This window comes from Methylobacterium sp. CCH5-D2 (assembly GCF_001556475.1).
Classification (GTDB): Bacteria; Pseudomonadota; Alphaproteobacteria; order Rhizobiales; family Beijerinckiaceae; genus Methylobacterium; species Methylobacterium hispanicum.
Genome location: NZ_LSIX01000861.1, coordinates 1 through 23,034, shown reverse-complemented (window position 1 = coordinate 23,034; position 23,034 = coordinate 1). Strand labels below are relative to the sequence as shown.

19 protein-coding genes and 1 tRNA gene are annotated in these 23,034 nt (G+C 70.9%); 7 read left to right on the top strand and 13 right to left on the bottom strand.

Features of this window, described 5'->3' with window-relative positions; all coding sequences use genetic code 11:
- Positions 1–104: 104 nt before the first annotated feature.
- The 4 genes from AX737_RS22770 (at position 105) to AX737_RS22755 (ending at position 4,077) form a co-directional block, all read left to right on the top strand.
- Positions 105–1,655 carry a 2-isopropylmalate synthase gene (locus AX737_RS22770; protein WP_066925184.1) on the top strand — a complete coding sequence of 517 codons (1,551 nt, stop codon included), beginning with the start codon at positions 105–107 and terminating at the stop codon, positions 1,653–1,655.
- 145 nt (positions 1,656–1,800) lie between these two features.
- Positions 1,801–1,876 (top strand) — tRNA-Lys (locus AX737_RS22765).
- A 740-nt stretch (positions 1,877–2,616) separates the two neighbouring features.
- The gene (gene ssuD, locus AX737_RS22760; RefSeq protein WP_066925181.1) at positions 2,617–3,741 is read left to right on the top strand and encodes an FMNH2-dependent alkanesulfonate monooxygenase; all 1,125 of its coding nucleotides are present in this window, start codon (positions 2,617–2,619) and stop codon (positions 3,739–3,741) included.
- Between the two features lie 129 nt (positions 3,742–3,870).
- Entirely contained in the window at positions 3,871–4,077 is a 207-nt protein-coding gene (locus tag AX737_RS22755; RefSeq protein ID WP_066925179.1) for a hypothetical protein, read from the top strand.
- 50 nt (positions 4,078–4,127) lie between these two features.
- Here the strand turns inward: AX737_RS22755 and AX737_RS22750 are convergent, their stop codons facing one another.
- The 4 genes from AX737_RS22750 to AX737_RS22735 all read right to left on the bottom strand — a co-directional run bounded on the left by AX737_RS22750 (position 4,128) and on the right by AX737_RS22735 (position 10,181).
- Positions 4,128–5,576, bottom strand: a complete 1,449-nt coding sequence (locus AX737_RS22750; protein WP_066925176.1) for a PepSY domain-containing protein — start codon at positions 5,574–5,576, stop codon at positions 4,128–4,130.
- Positions 5,576–7,708 carry a TonB-dependent siderophore receptor gene (locus AX737_RS22745; protein ID WP_066925173.1) on the bottom strand — a complete coding sequence of 711 codons (2,133 nt, stop codon included), beginning with the start codon at positions 7,706–7,708 and terminating at the stop codon, positions 5,576–5,578. Before AX737_RS22745 ends, AX737_RS22750 begins: the two co-directional genes overlap by 1 nt.
- A 179-nt stretch (positions 7,709–7,887) precedes the next feature.
- Complete coding sequence (locus AX737_RS22740; RefSeq protein ID WP_156453895.1) at positions 7,888–8,262, bottom strand: hypothetical protein; 375 nt, start codon at positions 8,260–8,262, stop codon at positions 7,888–7,890.
- A 134-nt stretch (positions 8,263–8,396) separates the two neighbouring features.
- Complete coding sequence (locus AX737_RS22735; RefSeq protein WP_066925164.1) at positions 8,397–10,181, bottom strand: glucan ABC transporter ATP-binding protein/ permease; 1,785 nt, start codon at positions 10,179–10,181, stop codon at positions 8,397–8,399.
- A gap of 251 nt (positions 10,182–10,432) precedes the next feature.
- On the opposite strand from AX737_RS22735, the gene AX737_RS22730 reads away from it, so the two are divergent.
- Positions 10,433–11,206, top strand: a complete 774-nt coding sequence (locus AX737_RS22730; RefSeq protein ID WP_066925161.1) for a MotA/TolQ/ExbB proton channel family protein — start codon at positions 10,433–10,435, stop codon at positions 11,204–11,206.
- 35 nt (positions 11,207–11,241) lie between these two features.
- The gene (locus AX737_RS22725; RefSeq protein WP_066925158.1) at positions 11,242–12,072 is read left to right on the top strand and encodes a flagellar motor protein MotB; all 831 of its coding nucleotides are present in this window, start codon (positions 11,242–11,244) and stop codon (positions 12,070–12,072) included.
- Positions 12,073–12,096: 24 nt separating this feature from the next.
- On the opposite strand, the gene AX737_RS22720 is transcribed toward AX737_RS22725, so the two are convergent.
- From AX737_RS22720 to AX737_RS22710, 3 genes are read right to left on the bottom strand one after another with little or no spacing between them, the layout of a single operon-like run.
- The gene (locus AX737_RS22720; RefSeq protein WP_066925154.1) at positions 12,097–13,032 is read right to left on the bottom strand and encodes a TAXI family TRAP transporter solute-binding subunit; all 936 of its coding nucleotides are present in this window, start codon (positions 13,030–13,032) and stop codon (positions 12,097–12,099) included.
- Positions 13,033–13,059: 27 nt separating this feature from the next.
- Positions 13,060–13,518, bottom strand: a complete 459-nt coding sequence (locus AX737_RS22715; protein ID WP_238229972.1) for a CAP domain-containing protein — start codon at positions 13,516–13,518, stop codon at positions 13,060–13,062.
- Between the two features lie 55 nt (positions 13,519–13,573).
- A complete protein-coding gene (locus tag AX737_RS22710) occupies positions 13,574–16,231 on the bottom strand; it encodes a DUF3772 domain-containing protein (RefSeq protein ID WP_156453894.1) in 2,658 nt (885 codons plus the stop codon).
- 646 nt (positions 16,232–16,877) lie between these two features.
- On the opposite strand from AX737_RS22710, the gene AX737_RS22705 reads away from it, so the two are divergent.
- On the top strand, positions 16,878–17,426 hold the full coding sequence (locus AX737_RS22705) for an HNH endonuclease (protein WP_066925151.1): 549 nt from the start codon (positions 16,878–16,880) through the stop codon (positions 17,424–17,426).
- A 297-nt stretch (positions 17,427–17,723) separates the two neighbouring features.
- Here the strand turns inward: AX737_RS22705 and AX737_RS22700 are convergent, their stop codons facing one another.
- The 6 genes from AX737_RS22700 to AX737_RS22675 form a co-directional block, all read right to left on the bottom strand.
- Entirely contained in the window at positions 17,724–18,563 is an 840-nt protein-coding gene (locus AX737_RS22700; protein ID WP_082773245.1) for an outer membrane beta-barrel protein, read from the bottom strand.
- 139 nt (positions 18,564–18,702) lie between these two features.
- Positions 18,703–19,020: an HPr family phosphocarrier protein gene (locus AX737_RS22695; RefSeq protein WP_066925145.1), complete on the bottom strand. Its 318-nt coding sequence runs from the start codon at positions 19,018–19,020 to the stop codon at positions 18,703–18,705.
- Positions 19,021–19,161: 141 nt separating this feature from the next.
- The gene (locus AX737_RS22690; protein WP_066925142.1) at positions 19,162–19,563 is read right to left on the bottom strand and encodes a PTS sugar transporter subunit IIA; all 402 of its coding nucleotides are present in this window, start codon (positions 19,561–19,563) and stop codon (positions 19,162–19,164) included.
- Between the two features lie 126 nt (positions 19,564–19,689).
- Positions 19,690–20,220, bottom strand: a complete 531-nt coding sequence (locus AX737_RS22685) for an HPr kinase/phosphatase C-terminal domain-containing protein (RefSeq protein WP_082773244.1) — start codon at positions 20,218–20,220, stop codon at positions 19,690–19,692.
- A gap of 4 nt (positions 20,221–20,224) precedes the next feature.
- Complete coding sequence (locus AX737_RS22680; RefSeq protein WP_238229971.1) at positions 20,225–21,955, bottom strand: sensor histidine kinase; 1,731 nt, start codon at positions 21,953–21,955, stop codon at positions 20,225–20,227.
- Positions 21,956–22,061: 106 nt separating this feature from the next.
- Positions 22,062–22,772, bottom strand: coding sequence for a response regulator transcription factor (locus AX737_RS22675; protein WP_066925139.1), 711 nt, complete (start codon positions 22,770–22,772; stop codon positions 22,062–22,064).
- Positions 22,773–23,034: the final 262 nt, after the last annotated feature.

Genomic DNA, 23,034 nt, shown 5'->3' with positions numbered 1-23,034 from the left:
GCGCGCCTGGGCTCTCAGGGGATCGCACGACGCCTCCTCCTTCCAGGCTTCGGCCGCTCTCGACCGCATGTGCGGCGGGCGGCCCGCGACAGGGTAGATTCTCGATGACCACCACCTCAGGCGCCCGCGACCGCGTCCTCATCTTCGACACCACGCTCCGCGACGGCGAGCAGTGCCCCGGCGCCACCATGACGCTCGACGAGAAGCTGGCGGTGGCCGAGCTCCTCGACACGATGGGCGTGGACATCATCGAGGCCGGCTTCCCGATCGCCTCGAACGGCGATTTCGAGGCGGTGGCCGAGATCGCCCGGCGTTCCAAGCGCGCGGTGATCGCGGGGCTCGCCCGCGCCATCCCCGCCGACATCGCCCGGGCCGGCGAGGCCGTGCGCCATGCCCAGAGGGGCCGCATCCACACCTTCGTCTCGACCTCGCCGATCCACCTCGCCCACCAGATGCGCAAGAGCGAGGACGAGGTCGTCGAGATCATCCTGAAGACGGTGGCGCAGGCCCGCGACCTCGTGGACGACGTCGAGTGGTCGGCCATGGACGCGACCCGCACCGGGATCGACTACCTGTGCCGCTGCGTCGAGGCGGCGATCCGGGCCGGCGCCACCACCATCAACCTGCCCGACACCGTCGGCTACGCCACCCCGTCCGAGTACCGCGCCATGTTCGCGGCCGTGCGCGAGCGCGTGCCGAACGCCGACAAGGCGGTGTTCTCGGTCCATTGCCACAACGACCTCGGCCTCGCCGTCGCCAACACGCTGGCGGGCCTGGAGGGCGGCGCGCGGCAGGTCGAGTGCACGGTCAACGGCATCGGCGAGCGGGCCGGCAACGCGGCTTTGGAGGAGGTCGTGATGGCGATCCGCACCCGTGGCGACGTGATGCCGTTCGAGACCGGCATCGAATCGACGCTGCTCACCCGCGCCTCGAAGCTCGTGAGCCACGCGACCAACTTCCCCGTGCAGTTCAACAAGGCGATCGTCGGCCGCAACGCCTTCGCGCACGAGAGCGGCATCCACCAGGACGGCATGCTCAAGAACGCCGAGACCTACGAGATCATGACCCCGGCCTCGGTGGGCTTGGCCAAGACCTCGCTGGTGATGGGCAAGCATTCGGGCCGCGCCGCCTTCCGCTCGAAGCTCGGCGAACTCGGCCTGCACCTGACCGACAACCAGTTCCAGGACGTGTTCGAGCGCTTCAAGGCGCTCGCCGACCGCAAGAAGCACGTCTACGACGAGGACATCGAGGCGCTGGTGGACGAGAACCTCGCCACCGCCCACGACCGCATCCGCCTCGTCTCGCTCTCGGTGATCGCGGGCACGCACGGGCCCCAGCGCGCGACGCTGAAGATCATGGTCGATGAACGCACGGTGACGGAGGAAGCCGACGGAAACGGGCCCGTGGACGCAGTGTTCAACGCCATCCACGCCCTTGTACCGCACGAGGCGGTCCTGGAACTCTACCAAGTCCACGCGGTGACCGAGGGGACCGATGCGCAGGCCGAGGTCTCGGTGCGCCTCAAGGACGGCGAGCGCAGCGTGACGGCGCGCGGCGCCGATCCGGATACGCTGGTCGCGTCGGCCAAGGCCTACCTCTCGGCGCTGAACAAGCTCTCGGCCGCCGCCCGACGCCTGCACGCGCAGGCGATCTGAGGACGCCCGGCCACGATCCGATCGCGGCGCACAAATTTCCCGAAAAATCCTGCGACCCGGGGGTGGACAGCCCCCGGGTCGCTTGGTATCAGCCCTCCATCGACGGCGGACTTGGTGGCCGCCTCGCCATCGCTGAAAAGCGATCGGGCGCATAGCTCAGTTGGTAGAGCAGCTGACTCTTAATCAGCGGGTCCTAGGTTCGAACCCTAGTGCGCCCACCAAAATCCTCACTTCGTCATAGTTCGTGAGCGGCAGTCGCCGATCCGGCATTCGCCCCCCAATCGTGGGTTGGGAACGGGTGCCAACGATCATGGTGCAGCGTTCCTGCCCCATATGGCTCACCGGGCGCGCGGCGAGCTGGGCAGAACGCCGATAGGAACGTGCGTTTTACGTCCTGGTCTGTCTGCTTCAGCGCGGCAGCAAGCTGAGCTTCCCCATAGGCGCGGTGGCCTGCCACGCATAGTGCTTGGCACGCGATGCGGAACGGGTGCACATCGACCGGTCCGGCCGGCACGCAGCGTGATCGCGGTCGCCCGCGACACACCAGGGACGGAAGGAACCTTCCTCCGCCGCGCCGCGCGAGAGGTCGTTCTCGTTGCGCGGTGCGGATCTTTGGAATGTCGGGTCGGGTGCGTTCGATCTAACGTACGACCCGTGTCGATCCATCGATCTGCGGATCGGTTCGAGGCGGGACCGGGCGACGGAGGCGTCCGCGCGCGGCGCCGGACCGCCTCAGATGTGGGAGACCGCCCGCCACGCGGCGAAGGCCTTCTAGTCCGGCGCCGCCGCCCGACCATCATATCCGGATGATCGCCCGCCCCCTTGACGCTCACCCTTTGCCCGTGCCGGGCCGGCGATCGCACACGGCGCGTGCGGAGGCTCACCACGCTCTCCCACAACTTTCCGGAGGGGAAGCCGTGGCACCGACGCGGCCCTCCGGCGCCCGAGCGAGGATAAGCCCATGGCCTACGACGTCTTCTGGTTCCTGCCGACCTCCGGCGACACGCGCTATCTCGGCACCTCCGACACGGGCCGCGCGCCCACGAACGCCTACATCCGGCAGGTCGCCGAGACGGCGGACCGGCTCGGCTACGACGGCCTGCTGATCCCGACCGGCGCCTCCTGCACCGACCCCTGGGTCACGGCCGCGAGTCTCGTCACGGCGACGCAGCGCATCAAGCTGCTGGTGGCTCTGCGCACCTCGATTACCGGCCCCACGCTCGGTGCGCGGCAGGCCGCGGCTTTGGACGAGGCGCTCGGCGGGCGGCTCCTCCTCAACGTGGTGGTGGGTGGCGACGCCACCGAACTCGCCGCCGACGGCGCCTTCTACGACCACGCCGAGCGCTACGCCGCGGCCGAGGAGTACCTCACCGTCTGGAAGCGGCTGATGGCCGGCGAGACGGTCGATTTCGAGGGGCGCCACGTTCGCGTCGCGGGTGCGCGCAACTTCCACCCGGCAGTGCAGACGCCCTGGCCGCCGCTCTATTTCGGCGGCTCCTCGCCCGCCGCGCACGACCTCGCGGCCCGCCATGTCGACGCCTACCTGACCTGGGGGGAGCCACCCGAGGCGGTAGCGGAGAAGATCGCCGATGTCCGCGCGCGCGCCGCCCGGCAGGGCCGCAGCGTGCGCTTCGGCGTGCGCCTCCACGTGATCGTGCGCGAGACGGAGGGCGAGGCCTGGGCGGCGGCCGACCGCCTGATCAGCCGCCTCACCGACGACGACATCGCCCGCGCCCAGGCGAACTACGCCCGGATGGACTCGGTCGGGCAGGCTCGGATGGCCGCGCTCCACGGGGGCCGCCGGGACCGCCTCGTGGTGGCGCCGAACCTCTGGGCCGGCGTCGGCCTGGTGCGGGGCGGCGCCGGCACGGCGCTCGTCGGCTCGCCCGAGCAGGTCGTGCAACGGCTCGAGGACTACGCCGCGCTCGGCGTCGATACCTTCGTGCTCTCCGGCTACCCGCACTTGGAGGAGGCGATCCGCTTCGCCGAACTCGCCTTCCCACTGATCGCCGGCAAGGCGCCGGTGACGCTGCGCGCCTCCGCACAGACCGGCGGCGCCTTCGACATCCGCGCGACCGCGCGCTGAGTCGCACGGCGCCCCCATCCCGCGCCACGATGTCGGCGGCCGGCATTGACAGGATCGACGTCCCGCGACACCGCTCGCACGAAGCATCACCGGTGCAGATCGGCGGGTGCGTGCGGGGATCGGCAGACGATGCGGCTCGCGGCACTGCTCTTCGGCATCGGCCTGCTCCTGGCAACAGCCGTCTGGTTCTTCTACCTCGTGCCTCTGGGATGCGCGATGAACACGACCGGCTGCAAGGAGGGGATCTCGGTGTGGAGCGGCGTCGGCCTGATCCACTTCTGGACCCCGCTCGTCGCCGCGCTGTCGGCTCTGGCGTACGGTTCGGGAAGACCCTGATCACGCGCCGCACCGGATGGGTGGGTCCCTTCGGGCCTCCGAGCGCCCCCCTAGCGCATCCTCAACCCGAGCCGGCGCCAGCCAATAACCACGCCGGAGGCCGAGATCAGAAGGCCACCGAGCGACAGGGTGATCAGCAGCAGATCCCAGGCGGGCCTGTGCCGGAGGAGGAGCCCGAAATCGAAGCTGTGCGGCGCGTTGAACAGCCAACGGTAGAGCCGGTTCGAGCGGTCGGTCCGATTCTGGATCTCGCCGGTCGCCGGATCGATGTGGAACCACGTCGCGGAGGGGTCGGCGAAGCGGACGCGCAGCACCGGCAGCAGACGGTCGTGGTGATGGCCGTACCAGTAGAGATCCTCAGCCACTAAGTGCTCGATGGTGGGAGGCGCCGCATCCGGCAGAAGGCGGGCGGCGGCGGCGGCGAGCCGGCCCGGGTCGAGCGCTGCCCCGCAACAGGTGAGCGTCCGCCCGTCCGCGCAGGCGAGGATCACCCGCGCCTGCCCGTCGAGGCGCGAGAGCCGGGCCTCCCGCGCGTCCGGACAGGCGGCGGCGAGCGCGGCGCGGTCGAGGTCCGGCCACGGCTCCGCCGGTCCCGCGTAGCGCGCGAGCGAAGCGCGGTCCGGCTCTCGCGGCGAGAACCAGCGGTTGGGATTCATCGAGATCCAGCCGCTCACGACGAAGGTGACGAGCGTCGTGCCGGCGACGAGGCCGCCGAGGTGGTGCCACGCCATCCAGCCCTGGTAGGGCGTGATTTGGCCGCGCGCGTAGCGCCGCCGCAGGCGCACCCGCATCACCCCGACGACGAGGCCGGTGACCGCCCCGACGATCCCGATGCCGGAGAGCCAGAGCACCGTGTCGCGCCAGAGATCGAGCTGCGCCCGCAGCGGCGTGAAGTAGATCCAGTGCGGCACCGCGCCGAACCAGTTCCAGACGCGCTCGTGACGCGTCGTGTCCAGCGCGATCTCGCCGGTCAGGCCCGAGACGTAGAGCTGGGTGCCGGCCGCGTCGCCGAGCGCCACGCGGTGGAGGGGCCGCAGCGGATCGAAGCGCTGGTGCACGCTCCACTGGTCGCGCTCGACGAGCCCGAGATCGGCGATCGCGCCGGCCGCCGGGTGGTGGCGCGCTACGGCCAGCGCCCGCTCGGCCGGGATGCCGTCGATCGGGCGCCCGTCGACAGCCGAGAGCGTGCGGCGTGGGCCGTCCCAGGGCGTGAGGCGCCAGACCGGCTCGTCGGCGAGCATCGCGAGGTCGAGGCGGCGCACCGCGTCGCGCGGGAGGCCGGCCCGGGCCAGGGCCGCCTCCGGCTCGACCGCCACGCGGTCCCAGGCGATCGGCGGCAGGGCGGCGCGACGCTCGGCGTCCGTGAGGCGCGGGAAGCCCACATACATCATCACCACGCCGGAGACGAACCACGTGGCGAAGAGCAGGCCGGTGAGGATGCCGAGCCAGCGGTGCGTGAGGTAGAGCCAGCGCCGCAGGCGCTTTCCGAGGGCGCTCATCAGAAGACCACGTCGTAGATGAGCTCGACCGTGCGGGGCCGACCGAGCAGGAGAGAGGTCGCGTTGCCCCCGCGGGCGGCGGCGTACACTTCGTCGGTGAGGTTGTAGACCCGCAGCGACAGGCGCGAGCCGGGATCCGGACGGTAGTCGAGCACGGTGTTCAGGAGCGTGTAGTCCGGCCGCAGCAGCAGGTTGGCGAAGTCGCTCGCCATCGGCCCGACATGCTGCACGCCGAGCCGCGCCTCCCAGCGCGGCGCGAAGGCCCAGGCGAGCCAGAGGTTGGCGACCCGCTCGGGCACGTCGACCGGGAAGTTGCCGGCGTAGGAGACCACCCGGCCCGCGACCGTCTGGCTGAAATCGTCGTACTGGGCGTGGAGCAGCGCGAGGTTGGCGTCGAGGCGCCAGTTCTCCCACGGCGAGAGGGAGAGCGCCGCCTCGAACCCTTGCGAGGATTGGCTGCCGACCTGCACGCCGACGCCCGGCTGGCCCGGCACGGCACTGACGAGGTTGTCCTTGACGATGCGGTAGCCGGCCAGCGTCCATTCCGCCGTGCCCGCCCAGAACAGGCCCTTGGCCCCGATCTCGACCTGCCGGCCGGTGGACAGGCGGAAGTCCTTCTGGGCCGGCTGCAGCGAGACGAAGTTGCCGACCGGGTCCACGGCAGTGGCGACTTGCGCGTAGAGCGAGACGTCGGGTCGCGGCTGGTAGACGAGGCCGGCGCGCCAGCTCAGCGCCTCGAAATCGGAGCGGAAGCGCGTGCCGGCGCGCAGGTCCGCCCCGCGGATGATGGGCGCGTCGTAGCGGAGGCCCGTCACCAGCGAGAGCTCCTTGGTGAGCACGAGGCGGTTCTCGGCGAAGAGGGCGTACTGGTCGACCACGTTCTCGTAGCCCGGCGCGGTGCCCGCGAGGTTGATGAAGCGGCCGGGCACGAAGGCGAAGGGATCGACGAGGTCGGTGCCGCCGTAGGGCCGGTTGTTGATGTGCCGGTAGCGGATGCGATTGACCTCGGCACCCAGCACCGTCCGACTGGGTAGGCCGAAGACGTCGCCGCGCAGCGTCGCGTCGAGGCGGTTGCCGATCTGCTCCTGATCGTGGCGGATCTCGGCGAAGAGGGAGCGCTGGACGAGCCCCGTCGCCGGTAGGAAGGCGGAGCCTTCGGCGTTCCGGTAGAAACGGTCGCTCGTCATCCGATAGGCGACGTTGCGGACGGAAAGGTCGGCGCTCGGGCTCCACTCGGCCTTGAGCACAGTCCAGTTGTCGCGCCAGCGGATCTCGCTGTCGGCAACGTTGAAGTTGGTGTCCCGCAGGATGCGGGGCACGCGGCCGTTGACGAGGGGCGAGCCCCAGTAGCGCTCCGGGGCGGTGTCCCCGTAATCGTTCGAGAGCGTCACCGCGAGGTCGGCACTCGGCCGGTAGAGCAGGCTCCCCGAGACCGCGAGGTTCTCGAAGTCGCCGTTCGGGCGCAGCCAGCCCGCGCCCGCGTTGCGGCTGACGTCGAGGCGGTAGGCCAGCACGTCGCTGATCGGGCCGCCGGAGCCGGCCGCGACGCGGCGGGTGTAGTCCGAGCCGAAGCCGACCCGGGCCTCGCTCACGTCCGTGAAGGTCGGGCGCTTCGGCACGACGTCGATCACGCCACCGACCGCGCCCTCGCCGTAGAGCACAGAGGCCGGGCCGCGCAGCACCTCGATGCGCGCGACGTTCCAGGTGTCGAACGGGAAGGTCTGGGTGCTCGTGTAGAGGCGCACGCCGTCGTAGAGGCGCATCACCGAGTTGGTGCCGACGAAGCCGCGGGCCGAGAAGGCGGAGTTGCCGGTGCCCGGCGAGGCGGTGCTGGCGATGCCGACGCCGTTCTGGGTGACCGCCTCATTCACGGTAATCTGCCCGCGCTCGCGCACCACCGCGCCCGGGATGACGTCGACGCTGGCGGGCGTCTGGAGGGGCGTGAGGCCGAGCCGGCTCGCCGAGGGGGCGGGCGTCGCGAGGATGAGGCCGCGGGGCGCGGGGGCACCGGTCGCGGTCACCTCCAGCATGTCGAGTTCGACGGCGTCGGGCGCCGCGGGGCCGGACATGGCGGCGTTCGGGGCAAGGCAGGTCGCGACCGCCAGGCAGGCGGCGATGGATCGAGGGGACATGACGGCTCCTGCGCCCGGGTCGCGCGACGGTCCTTGGGCGTCGGCGCGGGCGGCTCCTGTCGAGGAGAGGAGGCGCGCGGGCGCTTCTCGCGCGGCCGCGTCGCGGGGCTCGATGCAGGGGCCGGAATCGTCCTGAGTGAAGACGGCCGCCGGCCGACCGGTCGCTTACGGGCGACGGGTCAGGTGGCGGCGGGCGGTGCGCGGGGTGCGGCTGAGCGGTGGGTCCGGGCGGGCGGCGCGTGGGCTTGGACGGCGTGCCAGCGCCGTTCGCGGGCGAGCGCCGGCACGGCGGCGGGTATCGCCTCGATCTCGGGAGCGGCCAGCGCGCAGGCGGCGAGCCGGCAGGCCGTGGAGCAGCAGGATTGGTGGCCGGTCTGTTCGTCCCGCTCCTGGCCCGCGTCCGCGCGGTGATCTGAGCAGATGATCCCGCTGGCCTGCAAGCTCATCCGGGCGGCGGCGACGCCGCCGAGCAGGCCCTGCAGCACGAGCGCGTAGAGAGTGAGCACGCCGATGGCGGCCCGCCATGCCCCTGTCCGCTGCATGCGTCGTCCCATGGGGCTTCCTGGGGCGAGCGGGGCGCGGCTGTCAATGGTCAAGCTGGGGTGGCCCCCCCTCCCCCGCTTGCGGGGAGAGGGGGGCCGAACGGTGAGCAAGAGCCCTTCCCCGCCAGGGGACGGGCCCATCTCCCTCACGCCGCCATCGCCATCTCGACGCCGTCCTCCGCCGCCTCGGCGGCCATGAACTGAGCCCGGGCGAGCTCGGCGAAGCGGCCGCCCTCGGCCACCAGCGCGTCGAAGGTGCCAGCCTCGACGATCTTCCCCTCGTGGAAGACCAGGATGCGGTCGGCGTTGCGGATCGTGGCGAGGCGGTGGGCGATCACGAAGGTGGTGCGGCCCTCCATCACGGTCTCCAAGGCGCCCTGGAGCTTGCGCTCGGTGGCGGCGTCGAGCGCCGAGGTGGCCTCGTCGAGGATCAGGATCGGCGGATTCTTCAGGAGAGCCCGGGCGATCGAGAGGCGCTGGCGCTCGCCGCCGGAGAGCGAGCGGCCGCGCTCGCCGATGATCGTGTCGAGCCCGTCGGGTTGGCGTGCCATGAAGGCGGAGGCCTGGGCGCGCTCCAGGGCGTCGAGCATCTCAGCGTCGGTGGCCTCGGGGCAGCCGACCTGCAGGTTCTCGCGGATCGAGCGGGCGAACAGCATCGGCTCCTGGAAGACCACGCCGATGTTGTGGCGCAAGCTGGAGAGGCCGATGTCGCGGATGTCGATCCCGTCGATCCGGATGGCGCCCGCGGCCGGATCGAAACTGCGGTGCAGCAGGCCGAGGGTCGTCGACTTGCCCGAGCCCGTGGTGCCGACAAGCGCCACCGTCTCGCCGGCCCGGGCCGCGAACGAGACCCCGTCGAGCGCCTTGCGGCGGCCGTCGTAGGAGAACTCCACGCCCTCGAAGCTGACGTCGCCCTCGAAGCGGGCGATTTGCAGAGCGTGCGGCCGGTCGCGGACGGCCGGGACCGTGTCGAAGATCGCGAAGAACTCGGCGATCTTCGGGGCCTGCTGGAACACGCCGTTGACGAAGCCGACCACGTGGTCGAGGCGGGCCACGAGGGCGGTCGCCAAGCCCATGAAGGCCACGACCTCGCCGACCGTGGTGGTGCCGGCCTGGTACAGGAAGATGCCGGTCACGAAGATCGCCGTCATGGTGATGGTGGCCGAGGCGCGGGTGGCGACGTTGGCCAGCGCCCACCAGGACAGGACCGGGATCTGGGCGGCGAGCAGGTTCTGGATGATGTCGCGCATCGCATCCTTCTCCGCCTTGGCGCGGGTGAAGGACTGGATGACCGCGACGTTGCCGAGCGCGTCCGAGGCGTGGGCGGCGAGGCCCGAGTTATAGGCCTCGACGCGGCCCTGCAGCGTCTCGGTGCGGCGCATCACGAAGGTGGTGAGCGCGGTGAAGACCATCACCAGCACCACGAGGATGAGGCCGAGCTTCCAGTTCACGAAGAGGGTCATCGGCAGGAGCACGCCGAGCGAGATCAGCGCCGCGAGGTGGTCGCGGAAGAACCCGAGCCAGAAGCCGTTCATGCCGTTCGTGCCCTCCAGCATGGCCTTGAGCACGGTGCCGGAATGGTTCGAGGCGTGGAAGGCGAGCGGCAGGTCGAGCACGTGCTCGAAGTAGCGCGCCATCGTTCCGAGGCGGTTGCGGTGGGCGAGCCGGTCGGCGTGGAGCGCGATCGCGACGCCCGCCGCGATGGTGAAGAAGCCGAAGCCGACCCAGGCCAGGATCAGCGGCAGCATCGTGCCCATGGCGTCGCCGCCGCGCTTGAGATGCGTCAGCTGATCGATGATGCGGCCCATCAGCAGCGGCTCGGCGAAGGCCGCCACCGCCAGCATCACGTTCGCGCCGGCGAGCGCCCAGGCCAGCCTGCGGTCTGAGCCGAGGAGGCCCAGCACCCGCGCGTAGAGACGAACCAGCGACATGCCAACTCCGATGCTACCCCCGACGGCGCCGGGCGGGGCGCCGCCCCCTCGGTCCGCACCGCTCTCTGGCGGGCCGGCACCTCGGGACGGGACGGCTTATGCGGCGTCCCGGCTGAACGGCGCATGACGGCTGGGTTCAGGGCCCGGCTCTTTACGGTTCGTTCAGCATGATTTGCTAACCATCGGGAGGCGCGGGCCGCAAGCGCCGCGGCGCCGCGCTTGTCCGATATCCCGCGCCGGGTCGTCTCATCATGGATCTCGCAACCGGTATCGGGCTGCTCGGCGGCGTCGGCGTGGTGTTCACGCTGATCATGATCGACGGCGGCAACTTCGCCGCCTACTTCGACAAGCACGCGGTCATCGTCATCTTCGGCGGCTCCGTGATGGCGACGATCATCCGGTTCCCCTTCTCGGCCATCGCACACGGCCTGCCGATGGGCCTGCGCTACGCCTTCACCATGCGGGCGGTGAAGCCGCACGACCTGATCGAGGAGATCACCAAGATCGCCGAGACCGTGCGCAAGAGCGGGCCGATGGCGCTGGAGAACATGGAGATCTCCGATCCCTTCCTGGCCCAGGGCGCGCGCTACGTCGCCGACGGCTACGAGCGCGAGTTCATCCGCGACACGATGGAGCGGGACCGCGACAACTTCCTGATGCACCTCGAGGAGGGCTCGAAGATCTACCGCGCCTTCGGCGACTGCGCGCCGGCCTGGGGCATGATCGGCACGATCCTCGGCATGGTGACGATGTTCGCCAACATGTCCGATCCCTCGAAGCTCGGCCCAGCGATGGCGACTGCGCTGCTCGCCACCCTCTACGGGGCGCTGATCGCAAACCTCGTCGCGCTGCCGATCGCGGACAAGCTGCACCTGAAGGTCGAGGAGGAGGACGTCTCCCGCTCGCTGATCATCGACGGCATCCTGATGATCCGCGACCAGAAGAGCCCGACGCTGGTGCGCGAGATGCTGGTCGCCTACCTGCCGCACGCCCACCGCGAGCCGCTCGAGGAGGCTGCGGCGTGACGGCGGCCGGGCATCGGTAGCGGAGGGCCCGCACGGTGGCCAAGAAGAAGCGCGGCGGCGCGCATGGCGGCCACGGCTGGTTCGTGACCTTCGCCGACCTGATGGCGCTGCTGATGAGCTTCTTCGTGATGATCGCGGCGTACTCGACGCAGGACCAGAAGAAGATGCAGGCGGTGGCGGGCTCGATGCGCGACGCCTTCGGCATCAACAAGGAATCGCGCTTTGCCGGCATCATCGAGCACAAGGGCCTGCCCGCGGCCGACCACGTCCGCTACCTGCGCGACATCCCGCCCGACCGCGCGACCGACCGCACCACCCCGCCGAGGCCGGACTCGGACGCCGCCCTGGGCGTGAACAGCGCGAGCGAGCCTGACAGCTTCGGCCTCGCCGCCGCATCGCTGCGGCAGGCGCTACAGGATCTGCCCGACATCGCCGAGGTGTCGAAGAACGTCGTCGTCGCCAGGACCGAGCAGGGCCTCGATGTCTCGATCGTCGATCAGGACGGGCGCTCGATGTTCCCGGACGGGTCGAGCCGGCCGACCGACCAGACACGCCGCCTCTTGGAGAAGCTCGCGCCGCTGCTCAGGCAGATGCCCAACCGCATCGCCGTCACGGGCTTCACGGCGACCGACCGGCCGGGACGGCGCCCGCTGGCGCCGCCCTGGGAGATCTCGGCCGCGCGCGCGATCAGCACCCGCGAGATCCTGGCAGGCGCCGGCGTGCCCGACGACCGTTTCGCCTCGGTCGCCGGCAAGGCCGACACCGAGCCGTTGTTTCCCGACAACCCCTATCTGGCCGCCAACCGCCGGGTGACGGTGACGCTGCTGAAGGAGGCCCCGCCCGTGCCGGCGAAGGGCCTGCCTTAAGGGACGCGGGTCCCGGAGAGCGCGCTAAGGCGCCCGCGTGGGGTCCGCGAGTGCCCGTGCTGTCCCGGGATTGAGCCATGCCGGAGGCACCGCCTCCGCGAGGTTGCGCGGGTCGCTGCCGCCGCCCTGGCCGGTGGCGCGCCCGAGGGCCTCGCCCGCTCGCACCATCGCCCGGACGAGGCGCTCCGCAGTCTCTGGCGGCAGATCCGGTCGAGCGAGGATAAGGCTCCACGATCCCACCGTGTCGATCGGCTCCGCCTGCCCCGGGAAGGTCCCGGCCGGCACACGCATCCGGCGCAGGGAGGGGCGCTCCGCCAGGAGGCGCGCGACCGCCTCGGGCGCGGGTGCCAGGAAGCGCGCGCCGCCTGGATCGGCCGCGAGGGCCGTGAAGCCCGGCCAGCGCAGGCCCCCGCCCCACAGGGCCGCGACCGCGCCGGCGCGCACGAGGTCCGGCCCGTCGCCCGCCCGCGCGAGGACGACTGGCACGACGTCCCGCTCGGGATCGAGGCCGGAGGCGGCGAGCACGGCCCGGCCCATCGCGGTCAGCCCCGAATCCCGCGTGCCCAGCGCGACGGCGCGGCCACGCAGATCCGCCACCTGCCGTACGGGGCTCTCGGCCGGCAGCACGAAGAGGCCGGGCGTCGGGTAGATCGGCGCGACGACGGTGAGGCGCGGCGCGGTCTCGTCCGCCAGCGCCGGGTAGGCGTGCTCGCCCTGCACCAGCGCGAGGTCGAGGGCGCCACGGCGCAGGAGGCCGAGATTCTCCACCGAGCCGCCGGTCGGGCGCGTCTCGACGACGAGGCTGGGATCGGCCTCGCGCAGGGCCGCGACCAGCGCCTCCGCGTAAGCCGGGAAGCCGCCGCCGGGCGTCGCGGTGCCGAGGCTGACGCGAAGCTCCTCGGCGAGCGCCGGGGCGGTGAGCACGAGCAGCGCCACGAGAACCCGGACCGCGCGCCGCATCCGCCCCTCCCCTTGCGCGTCCACCGGCTACTTGGCCGTCAGCAGCGCCCAGTAGACCTTGTACTTCGAGCCCGGCGCGAAGGCCGTGGCGATGCCCATGCGGGTTGCGGCTGGATCGAGCATCACGGCGTTGTGGGGCGGGCTGTCGCGCCAGCCCGAGAAGGCCTCGGCCAAGGTGTGGTAGCCCGCCGAGAGGTTGGCGTTGGCCTGGTCGTAGCCGAGGCGCGCGACCGCGGTCTTCACCGTCTGCGCCTTGCTCGGCCGGTCGGCCAGTGCCATCGCGGCGGCCTCGGCCTCGGCGAGGCGCTGCAGGTCCGGGTCGATCACCAGCGGCTTCTCGCCCCGGTTGCGCCGGTAGGCGGAGATCATGTCGCGCGCCGCCGCGGCATCGAGCTGGGCCGCGGAGCTGGCGAGCGGAAGGTAGAGGGTCGGGACCGCGGCGACGGGCGATCCGGTATTGCCCGCGCAGCCGCCGAGAAGCGCCACCGCGCAGATGCCGCCGATGAGACCGATCCCCCGCACCCTTCCGCCTCCCAAACCCCTACTCGGCCGCCTCGCGCTTGGCGGCGTCGGCCGTGCCGTCCCGGCGCGGGCCGCCCTGCCCGAACCGGGTCGCGATCTCGGACATCGCGGTCTGCATCCCGTCGAGGCCCTGCACCGTGACGAAGCTCGAGGGCGGGCCCGCGATCGGGATGAAGCCAGCATCCGATAAGGCCCTGAAGACCGCAAAGTTCAAGTCGTTCGTCACCTTCAGGGAGAGCGAGACGTCGACGATCATCACGATCAGCTCGAAATCGAGGTTGGCGTCGCCGATCTTGCGGAACACCACCCGGGGCGCGGGATCCTTCAGCACCTCGGGCAGCCCGGAGGCGGTCTCGATCATCAGTTCGGCCGCCCGCACCGGATCGAGGGCGCGCGGGATGCTCACCGTGATCGAGGTGCGGCCGATCCGGTCGCCGCGCACCCGGTTCTTCACGATGCCGGAGATCAGGTTCGAGTTCGGCACGATCACGGCAGAGCGGTCGAAGGTCTGGATCTCGGTGGAGCGCACGGAGATGCGCTTCACGATGCCCTCGCTGTCGCCGATCAGCACCTGGTCGCCGACGCGGATCGGGCGCTCCCAGAGCAGCAGCAGGCCGGAGACGAAGTTGTTGACGATCGATTGCAGGCCGAAACCGATACCGACCGAGAGCGCGCCGGCCACGATCGTCAGCTTCTCGAGGCTCAGGCCCAGATACGAGAAGGCGATGGCCAACGCGAGCAGGAAGCCGCAATAGCCCGAGACCGTCGAGATCGAGTTGCGCAGGCCCGCGTCGAGATCGGTCGCCGGCAGGTAGGTGTTCTCCAGCCAGCGCTGGATGCCCCGCGTGATCGCGACACCCAGCACCATGATTGCGATGGCGAAGGTGATAGTGGAGAGCGAGATGGTGACGTCGCCGACCTTGAAGCCGAAGAAGGCCGAGCGCACCGAGGAGAAGATGTCGGTGGAATCGAGCCCCCAGGGCGCGAGCGCGAGCAGCGCCACGAGCAGGTAGAGCACCACTCGCGAGGCGCCCGTGGTCAGCACCGCGATCTGGTTGAGCGAGCGCTTGCGCAGACCCGTATTGGCCTGGAGCGCGGTCGCGAAGCGGGTGTCGTCGCAGAGCGTGCCGCCCACGAACGAATCCACGCTCTGCGCCAGCAGGTAGAGCAGGACGAGGAGGCTCGCGGTCCAGACGAGCTGGTCGATCAGGAAGCTCGCGAAGGCGACGTAGCCGCCGAGGTCCGCGCCCACGATCACGACCACCGCCGCCCAGCCGAACAGCCGCGCGGGACCGCCGATGCCGGTGGTGGTCTTGGTCGGCACGTAGGGGCCGAAGCAGGCCTCCTCCTCCTCCTCCCGGTCGGCGAAGCGGTGCAGGCCGATCGCTAGCATCATGGCCATCGCGAGTGCCCCGACGCCGCGGGTGGCGATCGAGATCGGTAGCGCCGCCGAGATGCCGGTGTTGAGCGCCTCGATCGCCTTGACCACGGTGATGACGGTGGCGATGCCGACCGCCAGCCGCTTCACCCGTGTGGCGGCGGCGTCGCTCACCGGGGCAGGCCGCCAGGCCGGCTTGTCGGGCGAGAGCAGACCGTCGCAGAGCGCCTCGACGAAGCCGATGAAGGCTAGCCCCCCGAGCACGGCGCCCGCGAAGGGCAGGAGCCGCGAGGGCAGCAGGTCGGTGGCGTCGAGAGCGTAGTAGACCGCGTAGCTGCCCGCGACCGCCGGCAGGGTGCCTACAAGGATCACCCGCCAGGCACCGAGCAGGGTCTCGCGTCGGGTCGGATCAGTTCGAGCGGCATCGCGCCGCCCGAGCTTGGGCGCGATGTTGCGCCGCCCGAGATAGAGCGCCGCCGAGACGCCGAAGGCGAGCCCGAGCAGCAGCAGGTTCCAGACCGTGCCGTTGCGCGTGAACAGCAGGCCGATGTCGGCGAGCGCGCTCTGCAGCGAGCGGGTGTCGCGCGGGATGTCGGCCGCGACCCGGCTCCACAAGGTCGGGCTCACCAGGGACAGGGAGCGCTCGAACAGCCCTTTGGTGAAGGAGGCGCGGCGCTTGTTCTGGACCCGGTCGATGATCTGGTCGCCCTGGACCAGCGTGGCGCGGGCGAGGCGCTGGAAATCGTCGATGCGCACCACCGCCGCCTCGCGCTCGGCGCGCTCCTCGGCGACGTCCGCGCTCTCGGGCGCGTCCTTGGGCTTGGGCCCGAGCTGGCTGAGCCGCTCCCGGGCGGAGGCGAGCGGCGCGTCGATCTGGGCGACGAGGGTGCGCATCTCATCGACGATCGGTGCGACGGTGTCGCGGATCGCCGCGAGGTCCGCCATCGAGACGTGGGTCTGGCCGAGCTCCTTCTCCTGCCGGTCGAGCACCTCCTTGGCCGCGTCGAGCTTGGCCCGAACCTGCTTGGCCTGCTCGGACAGCTCGGGCGCCGGCTTGGGCTTCGGGGCCGGCGCTTGTTGAGCCGCGGGCGCTTGCTGAGCCGCGGGCGCCTGCTGGGCCGCGGGCGCCTGCTGGAGCGCGGGAGATTGCTGGGCCGCGGGCTGCTGAGCGAGCGCCGCGGGCGCGGCGACGAGGCCGGCCAGCAGCGCCAGAAGGGCCAGGCGCGGTCCGCGGCGCGTCTCGGACAGGCCGTGCGGGGGCAGGCCTCGGCTCGCTGGGCGGCTCGGACGTCGGCTCATCAGCATCCTTCTGCGGCATCCTTCTGTGGCGCGTGCCGGCGCGGGAGCGGCGGGCGGGCGCAGATCTGTGGCATGCGGGGTCGCGGCGCCCTCTCGGCGCCGTCTCTCGGGGCACGCGGGCGCCCGGAGGGTTTGGGACCGCCGGGTACGCGGGCGGGCCGGGGCCAGTCATAGTGCGAAAGGCCGCCGCTGGCGACCCGGGGCCGGCGCGGATCCTGCCCGCCCACGAGCGGGCCGCCTCGCGCAGCGCGATCGGGGCGGCCCCGGCCCGTGATCGCGCCATCCTGTGGGTGCGTCGCCGGGTGATGCGAACGCGGCTTCACAAGGCTGTCACCCTGATATTAGACTAAGCCCCGATGGACAGGGCCTTTTCGTTACCACGCGAAGGGGCGCGGCCGGGCGGCGAGCCGCCGGCGCCCCGCCACGCGGCGGTCGTATCCGCCACCTCGGGTCCCCTCGGGCGCCCGTCGGCCCGTCCTATACCCCAACGTCCGCGGCCGCCCCACGCGTCGGCGCCCTGTGCCTGTCACGCGCCCGTCAGACAGCGCCGCGACACCGTCGATCCCGTCGTTCCCCGCCCGGAGGCTGCGCGCCGCATCTGGCCTGCGCGACCTGCCGCCGGGCCACCGTTCGAAGCGTGGTGCCGATGATGGACCTGCAGACCCTCGTGCTGAACGCGGATTACCGGCCGCTCTCCTACAATCCGCTCTCGCTCTGGTCCTGGAAGGACGCCTTCACCGCCCTGTTCCTCGACCGGGTGACCCTGGTGGCGAGCTACGACGTCGAGGCGCGCTCGCCGAGCCGCTCGCTCCGGGTGCCGAGCGTCGTCGCCCTCAAGAACTACGTGACGCTGGCGCGCAGTCCGGCCTTCACGCGCTACAACATCTACCTGCGCGACGGCTTCAGCTGCCAGTATTGCGGCCTGCGCCTCCCCTCCGGGGGCCTGACCTTCGACCATGTGGTGCCCCGCTCCCGCGGTGGCCTGTCGAGCTGGGAGAACGTGGTCGCGGCCTGCAGCCCCTGCAACCTGCGCAAGGCCAACCGCACCCCGGACGAGGCCGCGATGCCGCTCCTCAACGAGCCGCGCCGCCCCACCCGCTACGAGCTGCACCACCGCCAGCCCGAGTTCGACCACCGGCAGTACCACCACACCTGGCTCGATTACCTGTACTGGGACAGCGAGCTGGAGAGCTGACGCGCGCTCACCACGCAGGCCGGCGCGCCGGAGGCTCGTTGTACATCGGCAGGTTGTTGTTGCGCGGCAGGTATCCGCTGACGATGGCCGGTGGGCCGTAGCCGAACCCGGGCGGCGGTGGCGGCCGGCGGCAGGGCGCGGGCGCGCAAGGGCGCGGCGGGGGGCCATATCCCTGTGCCATGGCCGGGGCGACGGGAGCCAGCAGCGCGGCCGCGAAGGCGCCGAGCAACAGGCAGGCTGGATATCGACCTGTCATCGTACCGCTCCGCTCGCTCAGGCTTCTCGTCGGTCCGGGGCTCAGAACTTGACCGCGACGGCGCTGCGGACGGTGTTCACGTTCATCAGGTGATCGCCGAACTTGCCGAAGAGAATGTACTGATACTCGGCCCGCAGAAAGACGTTGGAGGTGATGGCATAGTCGATGCCGGCACCCAGCGCGGCGCCGGCCGCATATTTCTCGCCGTGATTGGCGGTGGTCTGCCAACCGCTGCCCCCCACCCGCGCCTGACGGGCGAGATCGGTGTACTCTCCGGTGAAGACGCTCACCTCGTTGCCGACGACGGCGCGACCAAGTGCCAGGCCGCCGGTGACGAACGGCAGAAGGGGCCCGAAGGCGTACCCGATGCGGGCACGAAGCGTGCCGTAATCGGTCAGCGCGACCCGCGATGTGGTGTTTGCCGTGACCGAGTAGTAGAGCCCCGTCGAGCCCTGCATGTAGCGTGAGACCGAATCCGCGGCATAGGCCTTCTGGTTGAGGCTCGTATAGTCGCCCTCTACACCGAAGACGACGTCTCCGTACTGGACGTTGAAGCCGCCGAACCCGCCGTAGGAGAGCCCGCTGCGACGCTTGTCAGTGAGCTGATTCCAAGTGGAGACCCCGAACTCCTTCTCGACCAGGGTCTGCCGGAGAATGTGGGCGATCTCCGTACGGCCAGCATTCTTGAAGCCGAAGTTCGTCGTGCTCCAGCCGACATGGCCGCCGGCATAGACGCCGCTCCAATCGATCAGCGCGGTCGTCACAACGGCCGGCTCGTCGTATTCGGAACCGCGCAGGTAATCGTATCCGAGGTCAGCCGCCCGTGCGTCGGCGGCGGTCAGGCCGAGAAGCGCCAGCATTGCCAGGGATCGGTTACGCATCGCAGTGATCCTCAGGGCGGCCGAACCGCCGGGATACGGAACAATGCGAGCATATCTAGGACGGTAACCTTAACCGTCCGTTGCGAATCCCCTTCACCCCGCGGCTGCGGCGTCCGGAAACCGGACGATCGAAGGTCGCCTACTCGTCTTCGCCGAAGCGGTTGGCGAGCAACGCCTCGATCGCGTCGAGGCAGGCCTGGGCATCGGTGCCGACGGCGGTGACGGCGACCGAGGTGCCCTGTGCGGCGCCGAGCGTCAGCAGGCCCATGATCGAGCGCCCGCCCACCGTCTCGCCGGCCCGGGTCACCGTCACGGCCGCGTCGAAGCGCTCTACCGTCTGCACGAACTTGGCCGAGGCCCGGGCGTGCAGGCCGCGCCGGTTGATGATCGGCAGGGTCCGCAGGAACCCGCCCTCCGGCACCGGCGGGTCGTCGTCCGTCTCGTAGAGGTCGTCCATCGGCACGGTGCGCCCTCGATTCCGCGCGGGCGACGGCTCGGGACCGTCGTGCTCAGTGCCTAGCTGGTTCGGGGGGAGGACGGAAGTCCGGATCGGCCGCGCCGGATCACGGGGACGTCACGTCCGGGTCACTTGTCCGAGTCACTTGCCGGCGAGCACCCGGGAGGCGACGTTGATGTACTTGCGGCCCGCCTCCTGGGCGTGGAGCACGGCGTCGCCGAGGGACTCCTCCTCGCGCACGCTGGCAAGCTTGATGAGCATCGGCAGGTTGATGCCGGCGACCACCTCGACCGCACCGCCGTTCATGCAGGAGAGCGCGAGGTTCGAGGGCGTGCCGCCGAACATGTCGGTGAGCACCACCACGCCGGTGCCCGTGTTCACGCGCCCGACCGCCGACATGATGTCCCGGCGGCGCATCTCCATGTCGTCGTCCGGGCCGATCGTGATGGTCTCGATCTGCTCCTGCGGGCCGACCACGTGCTCGAGCGCGGCCTTGAACTCGGTCGCGAGCAAACCGTGGGTGACGAGCACCATGCCAATCATCGACGCACGTTCCGACGTCCTGTGAACCGAGCCGCCATGTTGTGCATCGCACACCCCCGACACAAGGCAGTCGCGACGTTTTGCTCAAAACAGCGTCATCATCATGCCACGACCGTCACGGGCGCGCTATGCCCCCTGCTCTACGGCCGAACTCTCAGCCGGGCTGTGCGGCCGCGAAGCAACGCCCGTAGGCGTCCTCGCGCACGCGAAAAGCATCGCGGAGACCAGTCCGGGAACGAGCCCCGAATCACGCAGGGCCCGATCCGCGACGAGGCAGGGCAGGTCCAGGCCGAGGATCCGGGTCCGGCCGGCCTCCGGCTCCGACAGGCGTGGACCCGCGGCCACGAGATCGACGGCGAGGCGCAGAACGCAGGCCGGCAACGCGGCGTGGCCGAGACCGGCGGCTTCGCGGATGCCGAGGCCCCGCACCTCGATCAGGCCGGCGACACGCGGGTGCGGGCGGGCCACGAGGCGGTCGTGATGCCGCGCCAGCCGCACCCGGTCGTCGCCGACGAGGGCCGCGAAGCCGCCGGCGAGCCGGGCCCGGTCGAGCAGCGCCAGCGCGAGGCTCGACTTGCCGGAGCCCGACGCCCCCCGGATCAGCACGCCCGCCTCCCCCAGCACCACGCAGGTGGCGTGCGCTGTGAGGCGCGTCACCGGCTCAGGCGGCGAGTTGGCGGGGGGCCGCCGGCAGGCGCACGATGAAGCGAGCGCCGCGCACCGTCGGCTCGCCGTCCTCGTTGGCCGGGCCGGGCCTGTTCTCGGCCCGGATCGAGCCTCGGTGCGCCTGCACGATCTGCCGCGAGATCGAGAGGCCGAGGCCCGAGTTCTGGCCAAATCCCTGCTCCGGCCGGTCGGTGTAGAAGCGCTCGAAGATCCGCTCCAGGGCGTGCTCGGGAATGCCCGGCCCCTCGTCCTCGCAGATCATCTCGACCTCGCCGCGCACGCGCCGGAGCGCCACCCGCACCTTCGCGTCGGAGGGCGAGAACGAGCGGGCGTTGTCGATCAGGTTGTTGACCACCTGTCCCAGCCGGCTGTCGTGGCCGATGATGGCGAAGGGCGCCTCGTCGCTGCCGGGCGGCGCCTCGATGTCGAGCTGGATCAGGCAGTCCTTCGGGCGCCGCCGCTCGTTGGCGACCGAGATCACCGTGGTCAGGAGCTTGCGCATGTCCACGCGCCGCGCCTCGGCGCGCGCCAGTTCCGCGTCGAGGCGCGAGGCGTCGGCGATGTCGCTGATCAGCCGGTCGAGGCGGCGCACGTCGTGCTGGATGATCGCCATCAGGCGGCTGCGGGAATCGTCGGTCTTGGCGAGCGGCAGGGTCTCGACGGCGCTGCGCAGCGAAGTCAGCGGGTTCTTCAACTCGTGGCTGACATCCGCCGCGAAGCTCTCGATGGCGTCGATGCGCCGGTAGAGCGCCTGGGTCATGTCGCGCAGCGCGCCCGAGAGGTGGCCGATCTCGTCGGTGCGGTCGGTGAAGTCGGGGATCTCCTCGCGGGTCTTGATGCCCATCCGCACCTTCTCGGCGGCCTCGGCCAGCCGCCGCACCGGCCCGGCGATGGCCCCGGCGAGCAGGATCGAGAGCACCACCATCACCAGCGCGGCGACGATGAAGACCTGGAACAGGCCGAAGCGCTCGGAGGCGATGACCCGGTCGATTGCGTCCCCTTGCGTCGAGATCAGCAGGGCGCCGCGGACCTGCCCCCCCTTGTGGATCGGCACCGCGACCGAGACCGTGGTCTCGCCGACCGTGTTGCGGCGGACCAGGCTGCCGCGGGCGCCGGAGAGGGCGGTCTGGACCTCGCGCAGCGAATGGCCGTTGGCAGGGCCGACCTCCTCGGTGGCCTTCGAGCGCCCGCCGAACAGGGTGGCAAGGTGGGCGTGGACCCAGGACACCGCCCGCTCCAGCGCGTTCGGCGCGTGCTGGGGTGCCGGATCGCCCCGCCCCTCGCGGTTGAACAGCGAGCGGGTATCGAACAGCAGGCCGCCCTCGCGGTCGTAGACCCGGGCCCGGTTGCCGGTGGGCGTGACGAGGCGCGAGAGCAGCGGCGCCACCCGCTCGGGGTTCAGCGAGAAGGCGAGCGGGGCGGATTCCTCCTCCGCGCTCTCGCCGGCCTGATCCTGCAGCAGCTTGTCCGGATCGACCCGGATCGTGTCCGTATCGACGGAGGCCGAGGAGGCGATGGCGCTCGCGATGATCTCGCCCTGGATCGCGAGGCTCTGGACGCGGGCCTGGATCAGGCCCTGGCGGAACTGGTTCAGGTAGAGGAATCCGACCAGCAGCGCGATCAACCCAACGAGGTTGAGCACGACGATGCGGCGCGTCAGGCTGGAGGCGGCGCGCTGGCCGACCCCGTCCCAGACGGAACGCGGCCAGGTGAAGGGCGTGGGCAGCGGCCGGCCGAACAGGGTGCGGCGCGGGGGCGAATCGTCTGAGGTTACGGGCGGCACGGCTCGGAAGGTCTTGGACTGAGGATGGGTCGTCGCGGGAGCCCGCCTCTCAGCCTTCCTTGAAGCGGTATCCGACCCCGTACAGGGTCTCGATCATGTCGAAGTTCGTGTCCGTCACCTTGAACTTCTTGCGCAGCCGCTTGATGTGGCTGTCGATGGTGCGGTCGTCCACGTAGACCTGATCGTCGTAGGCCGCATCCATCAGGGCGTTGCGGCTCTTCACGACGCCGGGGCGGTGGGCCAGGGCCTGCAGGATCAGGAACTCGGTCACGGTTAGCGTCACCGGCTCGCCCTTCCAGGTGCAGGTGTGGCGCTCCGGGTCCATCATCAGGGCGCCGCGCTCCAGGGAACGGGCGGCGGCATCCGCCTCGCGGGGCGGCGCGCCGGGGCCGTCCTTCGGGGCGAAGCGGCGCAACACCGCCTTGACCCGCTCGACGAGGAGACGCTGCGAGAACGGCTTATGGATGAAGTCGTCGGCGCCCATCTTGAGGCCGAACAGCTCGTCGATCTCCTCGTCCTTCGAGGTTAGGAAGATCACCGGAAGGTCCGATTTCTGCCGCAGGCGCCTGAGAAGCTCCATCCCGTCCATGCGGGGCATCTTGATGTCGAAGATGGCGAGATCCGGCGGCGAGTGCCGCAGCCCGTCGAGCGCCGAGGCGCCGTCCGTGTAGGTCTGGATCCGGTATCCTTCGGTCTCCAGCGCGATCGACACGGATGTGAGGATGTTGCGGTCGTCGTCGACGAGGGCGATGGTCGGCATGCGCGTTCCCTGACTGAAACGGCGGCGGCGGGGCTCAGGGCCGGCGGCCCGAACCCGACCCCGGTCCGGGGCAGGCGGTGACGCGAGAGCGGTCGGGAGGAGCGGCAGCCCCCCGGCCCGCTTCGCGCGGAAGGGTCAGGTGCTTTAGTATGAAGCTTTGAAAAAAGCGAGCGCCGGGCGTAGCTTGGCCGTATCGGCGGCGGCCCGCGGGCCGATGTCGCCCTCGCCCCGGCGGCCGAAATGCCTATGATCGGAGCAGGAT

Bases quoted from the DNA above. Each gene is read 5' to 3' on its own strand.
- AX737_RS22740 (WP_156453895.1), bottom strand. From the start codon at position 8,262: ATGGGACGACGCATGCAGCGGACAGGGGCATGGCGGGCCGCCATCGGC.
- AX737_RS22690 (WP_066925142.1), bottom strand. From the start codon at position 19,563: ATGATTGGCATGGTGCTCGTCACCCACGGTTTGCTCGCGACCGAGTTC.
- AX737_RS22705 (WP_066925151.1), top strand. From the start codon at position 16,878: ATGATGGACCTGCAGACCCTCGTGCTGAACGCGGATTACCGGCCGCTC.
- AX737_RS22750 (WP_066925176.1), bottom strand. From the start codon at position 5,576: ATGAGCGCCCTCGGAAAGCGCCTGCGGCGCTGGCTCTACCTCACGCAC.
- AX737_RS22755 (WP_066925179.1), top strand. From the start codon at position 3,871: ATGCGGCTCGCGGCACTGCTCTTCGGCATCGGCCTGCTCCTGGCAACA.
- AX737_RS22710 (WP_156453894.1), bottom strand. From the start codon at position 16,231: ATGAGCCGACGTCCGAGCCGCCCAGCGAGCCGAGGCCTGCCCCCGCAC.
- AX737_RS22720 (WP_066925154.1), bottom strand. From the start codon at position 13,032: ATGCGGCGCGCGGTCCGGGTTCTCGTGGCGCTGCTCGTGCTCACCGCC.
- AX737_RS22735 (WP_066925164.1), bottom strand. From the start codon at position 10,181: ATGTCGCTGGTTCGTCTCTACGCGCGGGTGCTGGGCCTCCTCGGCTCA.
- AX737_RS22700 (WP_082773245.1), bottom strand. From the start codon at position 18,563: ATGCGTAACCGATCCCTGGCAATGCTGGCGCTTCTCGGCCTGACCGCC.
- AX737_RS22695 (WP_066925145.1), bottom strand. From the start codon at position 19,020: ATGGACGACCTCTACGAGACGGACGACGACCCGCCGGTGCCGGAGGGC.
- AX737_RS22745 (WP_066925173.1), bottom strand. From the start codon at position 7,708: ATGTCCCCTCGATCCATCGCCGCCTGCCTGGCGGTCGCGACCTGCCTT.
- ssuD (WP_066925181.1), top strand. From the start codon at position 2,617: ATGGCCTACGACGTCTTCTGGTTCCTGCCGACCTCCGGCGACACGCGC.
- AX737_RS22770 (WP_066925184.1), top strand. From the start codon at position 105: ATGACCACCACCTCAGGCGCCCGCGACCGCGTCCTCATCTTCGACACC.
- AX737_RS22675 (WP_066925139.1), bottom strand. From the start codon at position 22,772: ATGCCGACCATCGCCCTCGTCGACGACGACCGCAACATCCTCACATCC.
- AX737_RS22730 (WP_066925161.1), top strand. From the start codon at position 10,433: ATGGATCTCGCAACCGGTATCGGGCTGCTCGGCGGCGTCGGCGTGGTG.